The following is a 15418-nucleotide window of genomic DNA, read 5'->3' as shown; positions in this document are numbered from 1 at the left end:
TAGTGCCGTTGTGGTAAGAAATCGACGATTGGTAACACGACGAAGGAGACAGCACGCGAGAGAGTAACCACGACGGCACTACGGCACGACGAAGGAGCAACAAACCCACAGCGGCGTCTGCTACTCACCCAGCAGTTTGTGCAGGTGGAAGTGAAACTTGCCGAGTTTGCCGCCGAAGTGGGCGGCGCCGATGCGCGGCACGCCCGGCCCGGCCGCGGCGCGGATCGCCTCGGCCATCGCTCGTGCGACCGCTGTCTCGTTGACGCCGTCGATGACGATCTCGTAGGCGCAGTTCACGCCGTCGAGCAACGCGGAATCGACACGGCCCCGCAAGGTGGGGCAGAAGGCCTCGTTCGTCGAGGCGCGCAGGGCCTTGTAGCGCGAGCCGACCTTGCTGCCGCTACGAACAACGCCTCCCGGGAAAGGAGCAACCGCACCCGGTACCTTGGCGATGGCAGTCACGGCGCGTCGCGCCGCCGCGGTGCCCGTCGCGCGATCGACCGCTTGTAGAATCAGATTGCCGCCTCCAACGCCATCGACCGCGCCGAGCGACTCCTCGACGAGAAACTCGCCATCCATCACCGGCACGCGCCAGTAGCGCCGGCCCGCGATCACCTTGCTCTTCTGAAATCCGTCGCCGAAATAACGCAAATGCTTGCCGAGCGGGATGCGGCGTTCGGCGTCGGGCATCCCGTCGAAGACCGACGTCGTCGCGCAGGTCATCAGGCATTGGCCGACGCGCTGGGGCACGGCCTTGGTCAGTGCCTCGGTCGAGAAGCCCCAGAAGAGCAGGGAGACACCGGGCCGCCCGTCGGGCGTTTCCTTGGCTGGCAGAAACCGCTCGACGCCAGCTTCCGCATCGCAGCCGATCACCGACGAGGCATACCCGGTCGAGGCGCGAACCGCAGCCTCAAGCCACTCGTCGTCATCGGCCGTGACAAGAACGCGCGTACACTTCATGCCGAAGGCCTCGGCAAAAGTGTCTTCAATCTCCGTGGGACCGATGTGCATGAGGCGTAGGCGAGAGAACGAGGGGGCAAGGCCGTGAGATTCTACTGTATCTGCCTTGTGTCTCCTCCATCCGGTTGCATGGGAGATAATCTGCCAGGGGCTGTAAGCATCCATTCCCGATAGCCGGGCCCCATTCCCAACCCCACCAGCAGCAGCGCGAAAACGAGACCTGATAACGTCATGAGATCGCGAACGGTCGTTCCAGGGGCGAGATAGATCCCCACGAAAAGCATTCCCAAGACGAGAAGTGGTGCGGCGAACACACGATCGTAGCCCGGCACAAGCCACTGTCGCGTCGCCAGTCGACCACGATAACTGATAGGGGGCCAAAGCCCCGTCACGACATATCGCCACAGCCGGACGACGATCACACCCACTGCCAATATGACGACGAAAGTGCGAAAGAAGCCATCTTCTACGACATTGCCATTTCGCGCGGCTGCCAGAGAAATGGCGAAATAAGCCCAGGCAACTGCCACACTAATGAGCCACGCGTCGCGCGTCTTGACACGGTGCTCGGACAAATGCGGCCCAAGGGGCAGAAGGGCACCGTCGAGAGACACTTCGCGGTTCCGACGATTCGCCCGATAGAATGGCAATTGCTCGCAAGTGAGTGCTGTCTGAGCGCGCAGCTCACGCAATGAAGCAGCCAGGGCACCGCGACCGATGGCCTGCATGACGACGGTGACGAGCAATACGAACCAGGGGGAAGTCCAGACGACAGGGAGCGCAAACCCCGTAAACCAGGTGGCATAGCCCCACGCATACCGTCCTCGCGCCGTTGCGGTCAGCGCCTGAGTACCTACATAGACCACCGTCACGGCGCACCAGATAGACAGAAACAAGCTCCATTCGACGAGACCTGCCAAGAACAAGATGACGAGCAAGGCCGCCAGCTCTGGCCAGGTAGGCTGCGCCGGTCCGAACGGCAGTGGTTGCTCGCTGGTCCAGGGTGTGTTGCGCAGCCAGTCGCGATAGTCCTGCGACCATGCCGGATGGTAGGCAACAACGCGCCAGAACGCATAAATCGGCAAGATGACAACCAGCAATGGCACTGCTCCATGCGCTAGCTCATTGCCCCATACTTGCCACGGGCTCCCCTGTAGCAGATGGATGGCGAGCAACCCTACCACATAGAACGCGAGCACCAAGCAGGCGATGGGGCCGAGATGGAAAAACCAGGGTGAGCTTCTCATCATCGCTTCGTTTCCTGGAAATATCGTTCGATCGCTCCGAACGACTTCGGCGCGATCATCGTCGCCACCACTTCCTCCAAAGGTCCCTCGCGACCTGACTCTGTTCGCAGTTGTTCGGCCGATCCATCGGCCACGATGCGTCCATCCCCGAGGAGAACAATCCGCGCGCCTAGTTCATCGACCAGTTCCGGCACCGGGGTAGCCAACACGATCGTGCGGCCCCTTTCCGTCGCAAGTTGCCGCAACAAGCGCTTCATGACGAGCAGGCCCGCCGGATCGAGACCGCCAGAAAACGGTTCGTCGAGCAGCATGAGGGGCGCCTCGGTCACCAGTGCGGAACAAAGCGCGATCTTCTTTTGTTGTCCGGCCGAGCAATCGCGTAGGGGCGAGTCGCCACACTCGTGCAGTTCGAACAGTTCGAGCAACAATTGCACGTGGTCAATCAACCACGTGGCATCGACGTTGTACAACCGCCCCACGGCCAGCAGGATCTCGCGTCCGGTAGCGCGCATCGGCAGCCACGGTCGGTCAGCCAGGTAGACGACCTTTTTTCGAATCGCCAGCTCGACTTCGGCCGTGCTGCGGCGGCGTTGGCCGTCGATCTCGACGTAGCCTCGCTGCGGCGATAAGCCGCCGCCGATGACATTCATCAAGGTGGTCTTGCCCATGCCGTTGGGTCCCATCAACACCACCAACTCGCCCGGCTGCACGTCGAGACTGAGATCGCGCAACACGGGCCGCACGCCGTAGTGTTGCGTCACGTCGACGACTCGGATCATCGGCCTCGCTGCCAGACGGTCGACCGATCCCTTGGCAAGTTCCATGCAATTGCCCACACGTGTTTGCGCGATGCGACGTGAAGTCCAGGCAGACCTCGGCCCGCCGAGCGTGCATTCTAAATGACAAGGACACGTGCAGCGACTAGCCGGTGATTGGGCGGCCCGGCGACTGGCCTAAACACCTGCCAGCGTACAGAATAGAGTAGCGCCCATTCACCCCTGCCGGCTTGCCTCGACTGCGTAGATCTTCCATGCCTGTTGGTTTCCTCTTGATCGTCGGCTATTCACAGCGCTACGGCGTGGGCGTGGCGGGTAGTGTCTTGGCGCTCGGCAATCCTGCCGAGGGGGAGACCGTGCGCCTCGCGCCCCAGGACGCCGCGCGACTCGAGCTCGCCACGGGTGATCGCGTGCGGCTCGTCTCCTCGCACGGCGTCTGTGAAGTCTCTGTCGCCGTCGTTGCCCACGACGAATTGCCGCCGGGCCTGCTTTTCCTCCCCATCGGCGAAGCCTCGGCACTTTTACTCGGCGATGAAACCGAGGCCACCGGCATGCCGATCGGCAAGGGGATCGCCGTCCGCCTCGAACGATGTTCGTCGCCGGCGCGCGATGCGAAGCAAGTTGCCGCCACATCGCCGATTGCTGATACTTCGCCGCGCGCACACGCGAGCTCACTCACGGTGCTGGAAGACGCCGTCTGCCCATTCTGCAGTTGCACGTGTGATGACCTCACGTTGCACGTGGCGCAGAACGCGGTCGTCGCCGTCGATCGGGCGTGCGAGCTTGGCCGCGCCGGCTTCCTGCACGCGGCAAAACTACTGCCGGCCGACGACGAGCCGGCCTGTCTCGTGCGCGGCAAGCCGGCGTCGCTCGACGAAGCCATCGACGCGGCCGCCGCCATTCTGGCCGACTCGCGCTACCCGGTGGTCTTCGGCCTGGGCGACACGAACTGCGAGGCACAACGCGCCGCCGTCGCGCTGGCCGATCAACTGGGGGCGAATCTCGATACGACGACCAGTCTCTGCCATGGACCGTCGGCCGTGGCCCTGCAAAACATCGGCGAGCCGACGGCCACGCTGGGCGAGATTCGTCACCGCGCGGACCTGGTGATCTTCTGGGGGTGGAACCCGGCCGAAAGTCATCCGCGCCACTTCGAGCGCTATAGCCTCGATCCGGCGGGCAATTTTCTCCGCGATGGTCGCCGCAGCCGCACCGCCGTGCTGGTGGACGTGCGCCGGACGCCGACGGCGGAGGCCGTCGATCGCTTCCTGCGCATCAAGCCGCATCGTGATTTCGAGGCCCTGTGGACTCTGCGCGCCCTTGCGCAAGATCTACCGCTCGACGCCGAGCAGGTCGAACGCGACACGGGCATTTCGCTCGCCGAATGGCAATCGCTGATGTCCCAGATGCGCCGCGCACGTTTCGGCGTCATTCTCTTCGGCCTGGGCCTGACGACCACTCGGGGCAAGCATCTGAACGTCGAGGCGATGATGGCCCTCTCGCGCGACATGAATCGCCACACGCGATTCATCTGCAAACCGATGCGCGGCTACAGCAACCTGACCGGCGCCGACAACGTGCTCGCCTGGCGCTGCGGTTTTCCCTTCGCGGTGAATTACGCGCGCGGTTATCCCCGTTTCGGACCAGGCGAGTTCACCATGGCCGATCTTCTCGCACGCCGCGAAGTCGACGCGGCGCTCGTCGTCTCGGGCGATCCGCTGACGCAATACAACGCCGAGGCACGCGAGCACCTGCGCGGCATTCCCACCGTCGTGCTTGATCCTCGCGAGACGGAGACCTCGCGCGCGGCAACCGTCTCGTTTCGTACCGCGATCTTGGGCGTGCAGACAGGGGGCACAGTTTATCGCATGGACGAAGTTCCCTTCACGCTACGTGCCGCCACCACGTCGAAGTTGCCGAGCGATCACGAGGTGCTCGTGCGCCTCGAGCGTCGCCTGCAAGAAGGGCGCGCCGAGCCAAGGCAGGTGGCCTGTCCATGACGACGTCGCTGCTCAAGATCGCCGGCGGCACCCTCTACGACCCGGCGAACAACATCGATGGTGAAGTACGCGATCTCTGGATCCGCGAGGGGCGCATCATCGCCGCGCCGCAGGACCCCAGCACGCGGGCCGACCGCACGATCGACGCACGCGGCATGGCCGTCATGCCGGGGGGCATCGACATGCACTGTCATATCGCCGGGCCGAAGGTGAACATGGCCCGCAAGCTGCGCCCCGAGGAAAAACGCCGCGGCGTCGCCGTGCCTCGTACGGAGCGAACGCTGAGCGGCCTGCTGGGAAGTTCTCCCACCACGTTCGCGACGGGCTACAAATACGCCGGCCTGGGTTACACCACCGCGTTCGACGCGGCGATCCCACCCCTGTTCGCGCGCCACGCGCACGAGGAGCTGGCCGACACCCCCTGCCTCGACAAGGGCTTCTTCGTCCTGGTGGGCAACAACCATTACGTGATGGAGTCGCTCGCCGCCGGTGAATACGAGCGCACGCGCGCTTACCTCGGCTGGCTGCTCGGCGCCACGAAAAGTTACGCCTGCAAGCTGGTCAATCCCGGCGGCGTCGAAATGTGGAAGCAACACGCCTCGGGCAACGTCGAGGGGCTCGATACCGTCGTCGATCATTTCAACGTCACGCCGCGAACGATCCTGCGCGAGGTGGCGCGTGCGGCCGATGAATTGCGACTGCCGCATCCCGTTCACATCCATGCCAATAATCTCGGCTTGCCTGGCAACTGGAGCACGACGCTCGAAACGATGCGGGCGTTGGAAGGTCACCGCGGCCATCTCACGCACATTCAGTTCCACAGTTATGCCGGCGGCGAAGGGGACGAGACGACCTTCGGCTCGCGCGTCAAGGAGCTGGCCGAGTACGTGAACGCGCACCAGAACATCACGGTCGACGTCGGACAAGTGATGTTCGGCGAAACGACGAGCATGACCGGCGACGGCCCGCTCGGCTATTACCTGCACCAGGTCTACGGCACCAAGTGGTTCAGTGCCGATACGGAACTCGAGGCGGGCTGCGGTATCGCGCCGATCGAGTATCGCCAGAAGAGCCTGGTCCACGCCTGGCAATGGGCGATCGGTCTCGAATGGTTTCTGCTGGTGGACGATCCGTGGCGCGTCGCGCTGAGCACCGACCACCCCAACGGCGCGTCGTTTCTGGCCTATCCGCAGATCATTCGTCTGCTGATGGACCGCACCTATCGTCGCGACGCCCTGGCGCAAGTGAACCCCAAGATCCGCGCCGGCAGCGTACTGGCGGAACTGGATCGCGAGTACACGCTGGGAGAGATCTGCACGATCACCCGAGCTGCGCCTGCCCGCATGTTGGGCTTAAAGCACAAGGGGCATCTCGGACCGGGCGCGGACGCCGATATCACGATCTACACGCCGCACGCCAACCGGGAGGTGATGTTCTCCTTGCCGCGGCTCGTGATGAAAGCGGGGCAGGTGATCGTCGAAGAGGGGGACATCCGGGCTCCCCTGGCCGGACGCACGCTCTACGTAGCGCCGGACTACGATCGCGAGGCGGAGCGCGAGATCGCGCGTTGGTTCGACGAGCACGCCACGATGCGCTTCCGTAATTACCCCGTCGCCGACAGCTATCTGCACGGGGCGGAAGAGATCGACTGCCGGGCGGAATAGCCCCGCGCAACGATAAGCCCGTCGGCTGCGTCTCAACGCAGCCGACGGGCTTTGTGGGTCTCCGAGTTGGAGTTTCCTGCAATCTCGTGAGTATCGTGGGTTAGCGAACCGAGGGACGCCAGTCGTCGCCGGTGGCCGTGTTCGCGCTCGTGGTCGGGGTGGCGCGCTGCGACTGCAACCAGGCCGGCACGTCGGCCGGGACCGCATTCGAAACCGGACGCACCATCCAGGCACGCTGCACCGGCGCCGACGTCGTACGCGACGAGTCGGGGGGCGTGATGCTGGGGCCGAACGTCGCGCCACTCGTGCTGCTGCTCGATTGCGGAATGGGCGACAGCGGAGCGTTGGGATCGATCGTCGTGCTCGATTCGGGACGGCCCGATTCATACGTGCTAGGAGGCGTGGTCGTGTTGGGCGCGGTGGCCGGCGGCGAGCTCAAGGTCGGAGCCGGAGCCGAGTAGACCGGGGCCGGCGACGTCGGAGTTGCGTAAGTCGTGGCAGGAGCGCTATACGACGCGGGAGCCGCGCCGCCACCGCAGCAACTGCCGGTGCTGGGGGCGACCGTCGCCGGAGCCGACATGACAGCCGAGGTCGACGGTTGATAGTAGTAGGTCGAAGCGGCCGGCATCGCGGTCGCCAGCGGCGCGCCACAGCCCGTCGCACAGGGACTGGGCGTCGTGTACACGATGCGATAGGTCGTGTAGGGCACCATGCGCACTTGCTGCTGCATCACCGTGACGGGGCGCATCGTGGTCGTGGTCGTCGGGCACCAGGTGCAGGGGTTGCAGGGATTGCACGCGCTCATGCTGCACGAAGTGACCGGCTGAAACGTCGTCACCGGTACCGCAACGGTTTCCTGGCGATAGCACGTCGTGGGGACGTACTGCGCCGTCTGCGCGCCGCACGGATTGCAGTTCACCGCCGGTTGAATCGGCGCGTAGGTCGTCTGCGGACGGCAGCAGTTGCCGAACCAGTGGAAGATCGCCTGGCTCTCCGACGGCGTCGACAACACCGTGCCGATCACGCCACAGCAGATCACCGCACTTCGTACATAGGACTGGATCATCGGACTACTCTTTTTTTCTCGCGGGAAGAAAATGTCTTTGTAGATCTGTTAAACAGTTGCGTTTCGTGAGTGTCAACTAGTCGTGTGCGTGGCTGACCGATTTGGTAAAGCTTTTCGTCTGGGTCGTCTGTCACTGTTGCGTGCTTGCTAGCAATCGCGAAGTGTGTGCCTCATCCGCGCCAGCAATGCGGGCGCGCTCTCGCGCACCCTCAAGTCTCCGCAAATGTAGGTCGTGCTTTGCCGCACACGGCGCGCCCGCGATCAGAAAAACGCGCGCGATGCTAGCGGCCGTAGCGTCTGCCCCGCCGTGGCGCGAAAGACGGGGTCGTAATGATTGTAGCGCCTGGAACGATGGCGTCACGGGTGCGTTTGGCTGGCGCCGTCGCCGCGCGAATCAATGGCCCGACGGCCGCTCGCAGTGGTCGTACAGCTCGAAGAGCATCTCGCGCAGATCGCCCCCTTGCGCCGTGAAGGCGCGTTCGATCTGCTCCGGCGTCACGGCCTCGGGGCAACGCTCGACCAGCCGCGCGACAATCTCGCGCGCAAGCGCCAATGTGGGACGTGTTTCCCACAACAAAGGAAGACCGGCCGCCTGATGGCAGGTGACTACGAGCTGCAGCCCACGCCGACGCCGCCAGGCGGCCAATCGCCGACGATTCCACCAGCCAAGCTGTTCGTAGCCGTCGATCGCGACGAACGTTCCCCGCGGAGAGTTCTGCAGTCGCGCCGCGAACTCCGGCGGCAACTGACGTTGGCCGTCGTGCAGCTCGGCCAGCTCGACCAGGTGTCCCGCTGCGCGCAGCGCCTCGACCAGCGTCGCTAGCAGCGTCGATTTGCCGCTCCCGTGCGGACCGCGAATCTCGGCGCTGTCGCCCAGCTCGTGCAGGCGCGCCACCAGTTGCTCGGCACTGGCGCCGGGCGGAAAAAGAAACGGCAGCGCGCCGGGACGTATAAACCGGCTCGCGAACGGATTCGTGCGGCCGGCGTCACCGGGCAGGTCGGCGCTCATGGCAGCACCGCGCGCGCGGGCGCAACCAGGCCCAGGCGGAAGGGGCGCTCGGCGACGATATCCTTGCCCCGACCGTCGAACACGCGGATGCGCACGCACCAGCGAATCTTGACGATGACCCCTTCGTAACTGAGGGGCGAGTTCGGCAACTGCGTGCTGAAGCGACCCGAATGATAGGGCGTATGCGTGCCCACGCTCGAAATATCAAAGCGATTGAACAAGTGGACCGAGAGATCCTCGTCCCCCTTGCCTTCGGTGTGCCACAGCACGGAGACTTCGAGCGCTACGACGTCCGGCGTCTCGCTCATATCGAAGCGATACCCGCCCGAGAGGATCTCGCCCGGCTGATACGCCTCGCGATGGCCGTCGAAGTGGATTTCCAGCGTCGAGGGTTTCATGCGTCCCCCTCGCGTCCGTGGGGCGGATGCACGACGAGCGGAAAGTGCCGCTCGAAGTCGGGCCAACCTTGCACGTTGCCGCGCACGATCATGCGCCAGAACACTTCGTTATGGGGCGCCTTGAACGAGTGCATGGCGAGGGCCGGAATCTGGAATTTGAGTCGCGCCGCCAATGGGGCGCCGGGCAGAATCTCGAACTCCTCGTGGCGATGCAACTGTTCTTGATGCACGCGCCGCACCTCGGTGCGCGTGTTCGTCCCCTGCTGGAACGTGGCCTTCTCGTCGCACACCAGGAGCAGCTCGAGCAAGTTCATGCGCAAACGCCCCGCCTGCGAGAGATAAACCTCGTACTCCCGGCCGGGGAGTAGCGGATGATCGGAGATCTCGACCAGCGTCGGTCCCACGCCCGTGGCAACCAACACCTGCCGTGCCATATACACCGCCAGGAAGATGGCCACCGGCGTGCCGACGCCCGAGAAGAGCGTGAGCACCCAATCGTGATCTCCGGTGAAATGGCCATGAATGCCGACGAAGAGAAAGTAGATCGAGACGGCGCACGCCACGAGCGCCACCGCCAAACCGACCACGAGCGCCCAGGTGGGCGCCGTCTCGAGCGGGAGCCGAAAGGCCAGGGTCGTACCGGGACTGTTCGTGAGATTCGTATCGCGTGGCACGAAAGGATAGTCGCTCGCCGTGTCGCGCAGGGTGTCGAGAAAATCGAGACTTGATGAAATGCGGCCCGGCGCCGCGCGGCGTTCGGCCGACTTGCCGGCATTCAGCAGCGTATACGCCAAACCGCCCCCTCCCACCACGACAAAGCTGAGGGGCAGCAACAGCATCAGCCACGAACCCCAACTGTAGCCGCGCACCAGCACGGCTTGCGAGGGATCGTGCGGGTTGTACCAACAGGGATACTGCTGGCCGATCACGAAGCGATCGAGAATCTTTTGCTGCTCGTCACGGTTGCTCGCATAGTTGCGCGTGACGTCGTAGCTCCACGTCTCGTAGGCCTCGTCTTCTACCTGGTAGCGGATCAGGATCTCGGGCCGATAGGCGGCGTCCGCGCTGGTGCTCTCGCCGATGCGTTTCTTGAGCACCACGGCACGAGCTTCCAGAAACTGGTGGTTCGCGGCCCATTCCGGCAGGGCGATCTCGACCAGCAGCATGACGAACAGGCCGACTCCCACCGCAAACAGCGCAGCGAAGAAGAGCCCCAGCCCCAGGCCACCGAGCGCTGGCGAACCGGTCCGGCGGCCGCGCCGCTTCTTGACGTAGAAACGTGTTCCAAGCCAGCGGGCCAACGCAGTTACTTTCCCAGAATAAGAATCGCCTGATGTTACCGAAACGGCCAAGTCTACCGCACAGCCATCCCTGCCGACTATAATCCCCAGCCAGACAATCTGCCCCAGTGGCAGCGTTCCGCAGCAGTTCTGGTACTCGACCACCATGTCATTCTTGCCCCTGCGACGATGCCTCCTGCTCGTGGCAGTTGCGTTCGTCCTGTGCGGCGGCGGTTGCCACGAAGCGATGGAGCCTGTGGCCGCACCCGGCGCGCCCGCGCACGCTGGGGACGAGCCGACGCCGCAAGCGTCGCCACCAGCAGGGCATTCCGCCGAACGCCCCGCGACCTCCCAGGGTCAATGGCCCGGTTGGCGAGGACCTGGCGGACGAAGTATCGCCCCCGCGACGAAGCTTCCTGCCGAATGGCCCTCGGGCAAACTCGCGCCTCGCTGGAGCGCAGCGCTGGGCAGCGGCTGGTCTTCGCCCATCGTCGCCGACGGCCGCGTGTTCGTCACCGACCGCGAGGGTAATCGCGAGCGGACCTTGGCCTTCGATACCGATACCGGCGAGCCGTTGTGGGAATCGAGCTCGCCGGTCGATTTTGAACCGCACGACGTGGGGCAACGCCACGGCAACGGTCCCAAGAGCACCTGCTGCCATGCCGAGGGCAAGGTCTACAGCCTGGGAATCGCCGGACGGCTAAAATGCCTCGAAGCCGCGACGGGAAAGATCGTGTGGGAGAAGCTTCTTCCGGCGGAGTTTGGCCAGAAAGCTCCCCTGCCCCGCGGTCGCGCGTACGTCAACGGGACGGAAAACGTGATCGTGCCGATCGGTGATGGCCAGGGGGCGCCCGTGCCGCTGTTCGGTTACACCGGGTCGCCCACGATCGCCGGACGCCTGTTGATTCTCGAGGTGGGGGGCGCGCGGGGGGGCACGCTCATGGCCTTCGACCGCCACACGGGCGAAGTCGTCTGGAAGTCGCTCGAGGAGAATGTGTCGTACAGCTCGCCCATCGTGGCCGAACTGGCCGGCGTGCCGCAAGTGATCGCCATGACGGGCCCGCGCATCGTGGGGCTCGACCTGCGCGACGGTCGCCTGTTATGGAGCCATCCGTTTCAGATCCAATACGACGAGAGCATCAGCACCCCCGTGGCCGCGGACGACATGGTCTTCGTCACGGCCGATCATCGCCCGCTGACGGCGTTGCGCCTCGAGCGCGACGGCGACGGCATGCGCAAGAGTGTGGCCTGGGAAAACCGTGACCTGTCGAGCTACCTGTCGTCGATGCTGGCCCATGCTGGCCACATCTACGGCATGAACGACGGCGGCGAATGGGCCGCGGTTCGCATCGCCGACGGCAAGACCGCCTGGGTCGATGGCGACCACGGCTACTACTGTTCGCCCGTGTTGGCGGGCAACGTGCTGCTGGGGCTCAATGAAGATGCCTCGATCCAGGTGATCGCGGCCACGCCGGACAGTTACCAGGAACAAGGGGAGTTCATCGTGGCGAAGAAAGCCACCTGGTCGGCCCCGGCGCTGGTCGATGGCCGTCTCTACATTCGTAGCGAAGATACGCTGGCGACGTTCGACCTCGCGCCGTGAGAGGCGGGCTGTCATGGACTGACGCCTCGCCGTAGCGCGCGAGTTCTACCGAGTTGCTCTGTGATGCGGTATCTCTTCGCGGAATGACAACCCGAAGCGTCAGCGAGGGAGCTCTTTGCTCGATGTGCTTCGCAGGAATTGCCTCGCTGACGCTTCGGGTTAGGGTGGCCGATTCGCCGAGGAGCGAGAAACAAAAGCGGCCGGCGACACCGAGATGTCACCGGCCGCGGCGCTGGTCGTGTTGGAAGGAAGCGATCCGCCAGTCGTTCAGACGGCCATCGCGACGGCAGCACGGCGGGGTCGCAACGTGCGATAGAAGCCGATTCCTTCGAGCGACTTGTAGACTTCTTCCAGCGTCTTTTCGCCGAAGTTCGAGATGCTGAGCAAATCGTTCGGCGTGCAGTTCAACAGGTCTTCGACCGTAAAGATGCCGCGTTCCTCGAGGCAGTTGGTCGTGCGGACCGAAAGTCCGATCTCGGCCGTGCTCATCTCGAGGCGCATCTTCAGGCTGTGTTCGTCCCCCTCGCTGCGATTCAGCGGGATACGTGTCATGCGTGGGTTCCTTCCCGACAGACTACGATGCTAAACAGGCGACAGGCGCCACCGGCATTTACTCCCTGGCCGGCGGAAGCTGAGTATAACGAGCGGCCGGCTTTTTTCCAGGCATTCTGCGAGCGCCGCGCGAATTGTTCATCTCTCGGATACACAATTCGGCTGCTGTCTGCTGGCGCTAGCATGCATTGCTATCGCCCGCCTGCTATCGTTCGCGAGGGGCACGCGCGCGTCCCGCTCATGCGCCCCGCGCGGCCACCAGGCTTCGTCGCTCGAAGGGCTTTTGCCCGGAATAGTTCCGCGAAAAGGCGGGCCGGCGCTGCTCCCTCCCGGGCCGCGTGCATCTCCGTATACTTACGAGGAGAGACGCCGCATCCGCCGGCCGTCCGCTTTCCAGACCTGCCTGCAACCAACCCGTGGACGATCTGCTAGCACATCTCACCAGTGCCCAGCGCGAGGCGGCCGAGCATCGCGAAGGCCCCCTGCTCATCCTCGCCGGACCGGGCAGCGGCAAAACGCGCGTCGTCACGCACCGCATCGCGAACCTGTTGCGTTCGGGCGTGCCGGGCTGGCAGATCCTGGCCCTGACCTTTACGAACAAGGCGGCGGGTGAGATGCGCGAACGGGTCGAAGCGCTCGCCCCCGGTTCCGACGTCTGGACCAGCACGTTCCACCGCTTCTGCGCCAAGCTTCTGCGCAAGTACGCCTCGCACGTCGGCCTGCCCGAGAACTACACGATCTACGACACGGCCGACGCGGGCAAAGCCCTGCGCAACACGCTCGAGGACCTGCAGCTCGACGAGTCCCGTTTCACGCCCGACCAGGTGGCCCACGCCATCAGTTGGGCCAAGAACAACCTGATCTCGGCCGAGGAATACGAGCCCCGCCCCGGCCATCCGCTGGGGAAGATCGTGGCGGTCGTCTATCCCGCCTACCAGCAGAAGCTGCTCACGAGCGGGGCGGTCGACTTCGACGACCTGCTGCTCCACGTGGCCCGCATGCTGCGCGACAACGCCGAGTTGCGCGCCACGCTCGACGAACGCTTTCGCTACATCATGGTCGACGAATACCAGGACACGAACCTGGCGCAGTATGCGATCGTGCGCGCCATGTCGATCGATCACCCGAACCTGGCGGTGACGGGAGACCCCGATCAATCGATCTACGGCTGGCGTGGGGCGAACCTGAGCAACATTCTCGATTTCGAGCGCGACTACCCCGATGTACACGTCGTGCGGCTCGAGCAGAACTATCGCAGCACGAAGTCGATCTTGCGCGTGGCGGCGGCGCTGATCTCGCACAACCGGCGTCGGAAGGAGAAAGCGCTCTTCACCGAGAACGACGAAGGAAGCCTGGTCCGCTTCACGACCTATCCCACGCAGCGTGAAGAAGCGCTCGCCATTGCCAGCGAGATCGCCGACCAGGTGCGCGCCGGCCATCGTCGTCCGCGCGACTTTGCCATCTTCTACCGCATGAATGCGCTGTCGCGTTCGCTCGAGCTCGCCCTGCACGAAATGCACGTCCCCTACCAGATGGTCAACGGGCTCGAGTTCTACAAACGGCAGGAAATCAAAGACGTGCTCGCGTACCTGCAATTGTTGAACAACCCGCGCGATGAGATCGCCTTTACCCGTATGGTGAACACGCCCCCGCGGGGTATCGGCAAGTCGACGATCGCTCGGCTGCGCGAGCACGCGGAAAGGCGCGGCATCCCCCTGCTCGAGGCGGCCCGCGAAAGCGGACTGGTCGAAGGGCTGCCCAAGCGTGCCGCGGTGGCCGTGGCCAGGTTCGTGGCCATGTTCGATCGCTTCGCCCTGCTCGCCCAAGGACCGGTCTCCCGGTTGATCACCAGCGTCCTGGCCGAATCGGGCTACCGCACCAAGCTCGAAGAATCCGATTCGGAAGAAGACCAGGAGCGTCTGGCGAACGTCGAGGAATTGCTCACCGCTGCCCACGAGTTCGACGAGAACTACCACGGCGAGAATCGACTGGAGACGTTTCTTGAAGACGCCAGTCTCGTCAACGAAACCGACGCCTGGGAGGTGAGCGACGACCGCGTCACGCTGATGACGCTGCACGCCTCGAAGGGGCTCGAGTTTCCGGTCGTGTTCCTGCTGGCCGTCGAACAGGGGTTAATCCCCCACGAACGCAGCCAGGAACATCCCGATCAGCTCGAGGAAGAGCGCCGGCTGTTGTTCGTGGGCATGACCCGCGCCCAGGAAGAGCTTTGGCTGAGCCGTGCCGAGTTTCGCGACTTTCGGGGCCAGCGGCGGATGTCGATCCCCAGCTCGTTCCTGCTCGAGATTCCGCAGGACGCGCTGGAGTTTGCCGGGGCCACGCGGAGCGAATTGCTCGCGCCACCCCCCGCCTCGAAACTGGGCTCCGATCGCGCCAGCCTGCTGGCCACGATGGCGGCGCGTGGCACGGGCATACGCCTGACCACGGCGGCACAACTGGCCGGTGGCGAAATGGGCGAAGGTCCGCGCCACGATCCACTCGCCTTCGAACCAGGCATGCTCGTGTGCCATCCCGTGTATGGCTTGGGCACGATCGTCGATCTCAGCGGCCAAGGTCGCCATCGCCGCGCGGTGGTCGAGTTTGTGCCCGATGTCGGTCGGCGCAATTTCGTGTTGGTGAACAGTGATCTACAACCGGTGAAGTCTGGCGGTTCGTCCTGACATTGCGTCGGATCAGTTTGCCCGATCGGGCATTGCGTCCTCTTCTGCGGTAACCGGACAAGGCGTCGAACCATCGCAAGCGCGTCGTTGCGCTGGCGGAACTAGATAGTTGACGCCGTTTGTCGAGCAGGCTCTGGACTGGGCCTAGTGACCGTGTAGAATTGCGAGGTTTCCTCACAGCCGAA

The 15418-nt window shown here is 64.2% G+C and carries 12 protein-coding genes; 4 read left to right on the top strand and 8 right to left on the bottom strand.

The features are described from left to right. Positions 1–120: 120 nt before the first annotated feature. The 3 genes from fhcD to KF708_03835 are packed head-to-tail and all read right to left on the bottom strand — an operon-like array spanning position 121 to position 3031. Positions 121–1011 (bottom strand): formylmethanofuran--tetrahydromethanopterin N-formyltransferase, encoded by an 891-nt coding sequence (gene fhcD, locus KF708_03845; GenBank protein ID MBX3411826.1) that lies wholly within the window; start codon positions 1009–1011, stop codon positions 121–123. A 41-nt stretch (positions 1012–1052) separates the two neighbouring features. Next, on the bottom strand, positions 1053–2210 hold the full coding sequence (locus KF708_03840; protein MBX3411825.1) for a hypothetical protein: 1158 nt from the start codon (positions 2208–2210) through the stop codon (positions 1053–1055). Next, positions 2207–3031 (bottom strand): ABC transporter ATP-binding protein, encoded by an 825-nt coding sequence (locus tag KF708_03835; protein ID MBX3411824.1) that lies wholly within the window; start codon positions 3029–3031, stop codon positions 2207–2209. The genes KF708_03840 and KF708_03835 overlap by 4 nt, the downstream gene beginning before the upstream one ends. Before the next feature lie 206 nt (positions 3032–3237). Here KF708_03835 and KF708_03830 point away from each other — a divergent pair, with 206 nt between their 5' ends. Both KF708_03830 and KF708_03825 read left to right on the top strand, forming a co-directional pair. Beyond that, positions 3238–4983, top strand: a complete 1746-nt coding sequence (locus KF708_03830; protein MBX3411823.1) for a formylmethanofuran dehydrogenase subunit B — start codon at positions 3238–3240, stop codon at positions 4981–4983. After that, positions 4980–6647 (top strand): formylmethanofuran dehydrogenase subunit A, encoded by a 1668-nt coding sequence (locus KF708_03825; GenBank protein MBX3411822.1) that lies wholly within the window; start codon positions 4980–4982, stop codon positions 6645–6647. The genes KF708_03830 and KF708_03825 overlap by 4 nt, the downstream gene beginning before the upstream one ends. Positions 6648–6747: 100 nt before the next feature. Here KF708_03825 and KF708_03820 read toward each other — a convergent pair whose 3' ends face one another. The 4 genes from KF708_03820 to KF708_03805 form a co-directional block, all read right to left on the bottom strand. Then, positions 6748–7713: a hypothetical protein gene (locus KF708_03820; protein MBX3411821.1), complete on the bottom strand. Its 966-nt coding sequence runs from the start codon at positions 7711–7713 to the stop codon at positions 6748–6750. 394 nt (positions 7714–8107) lie between these two features. Further along, the gene (locus KF708_03815; protein MBX3411820.1) at positions 8108–8722 is read right to left on the bottom strand and encodes a hypothetical protein; all 615 of its coding nucleotides are present in this window, start codon (positions 8720–8722) and stop codon (positions 8108–8110) included. After that, on the bottom strand, positions 8719–9120 hold the full coding sequence (locus KF708_03810; protein MBX3411819.1) for a hypothetical protein: 402 nt from the start codon (positions 9118–9120) through the stop codon (positions 8719–8721). The genes KF708_03815 and KF708_03810 overlap by 4 nt, the downstream gene beginning before the upstream one ends. Beyond that, positions 9117–10421 (bottom strand): DUF3592 domain-containing protein, encoded by a 1305-nt coding sequence (locus KF708_03805; GenBank protein ID MBX3411818.1) that lies wholly within the window; start codon positions 10419–10421, stop codon positions 9117–9119. The genes KF708_03810 and KF708_03805 overlap by 4 nt, the downstream gene beginning before the upstream one ends. A gap of 181 nt (positions 10422–10602) precedes the next feature. Here KF708_03805 and KF708_03800 point away from each other — a divergent pair, with 181 nt between their 5' ends. Beyond that, positions 10603–12003, top strand: a complete 1401-nt coding sequence (locus KF708_03800) for a PQQ-binding-like beta-propeller repeat protein (protein ID MBX3411817.1) — start codon at positions 10603–10605, stop codon at positions 12001–12003. A 267-nt stretch (positions 12004–12270) separates the two neighbouring features. On the opposite strand, the gene KF708_03795 is transcribed toward KF708_03800, so the two are convergent. Continuing rightward, positions 12271–12555, bottom strand: coding sequence for a DNA-directed RNA polymerase subunit alpha (locus KF708_03795; GenBank protein ID MBX3411816.1), 285 nt, complete (start codon positions 12553–12555; stop codon positions 12271–12273). Positions 12556–12971: 416 nt separating this feature from the next. Between KF708_03795 and KF708_03790 the strand changes: the two genes are divergently transcribed. Beyond that, on the top strand, positions 12972–15233 hold the full coding sequence (locus tag KF708_03790) for a UvrD-helicase domain-containing protein (protein ID MBX3411815.1): 2262 nt from the start codon (positions 12972–12974) through the stop codon (positions 15231–15233). Positions 15234–15418 lie beyond the last annotated feature (185 nt).

The sequence above is a fragment of the Pirellulales bacterium genome, assembly GCA_019636335.1.
GTDB lineage: Bacteria > Planctomycetota > Planctomycetia > Pirellulales > JAEUIK01 > JAHBXR01.
Note: the sequence above shows the minus strand (reverse complement) of the source record. Positions and strands in the feature narration are given on the sequence as shown.

Coding starts and splice junctions, on each gene's coding strand:
- KF708_03825 (MBX3411822.1), top strand. CDS start 4,980: ATGACGACGTCGCTGCTCAAGATCGCCGGCGGCACCCTCTACGACCCG.
- fhcD (MBX3411826.1), bottom strand. CDS start 1,011: ATGCACATCGGTCCCACGGAGATTGAAGACACTTTTGCCGAGGCCTTC.
- KF708_03815 (MBX3411820.1), bottom strand. CDS start 8,722: ATGAGCGCCGACCTGCCCGGTGACGCCGGCCGCACGAATCCGTTCGCG.
- KF708_03830 (MBX3411823.1), top strand. CDS start 3,238: ATGCCTGTTGGTTTCCTCTTGATCGTCGGCTATTCACAGCGCTACGGC.
- KF708_03810 (MBX3411819.1), bottom strand. CDS start 9,120: ATGAAACCCTCGACGCTGGAAATCCACTTCGACGGCCATCGCGAGGCG.
- KF708_03795 (MBX3411816.1), bottom strand. CDS start 12,555: ATGACACGTATCCCGCTGAATCGCAGCGAGGGGGACGAACACAGCCTG.
- KF708_03820 (MBX3411821.1), bottom strand. CDS start 7,713: ATGATCCAGTCCTATGTACGAAGTGCGGTGATCTGCTGTGGCGTGATC.
- KF708_03840 (MBX3411825.1), bottom strand. CDS start 2,210: ATGATGAGAAGCTCACCCTGGTTTTTCCATCTCGGCCCCATCGCCTGC.
- KF708_03835 (MBX3411824.1), bottom strand. CDS start 3,031: ATGGAACTTGCCAAGGGATCGGTCGACCGTCTGGCAGCGAGGCCGATG.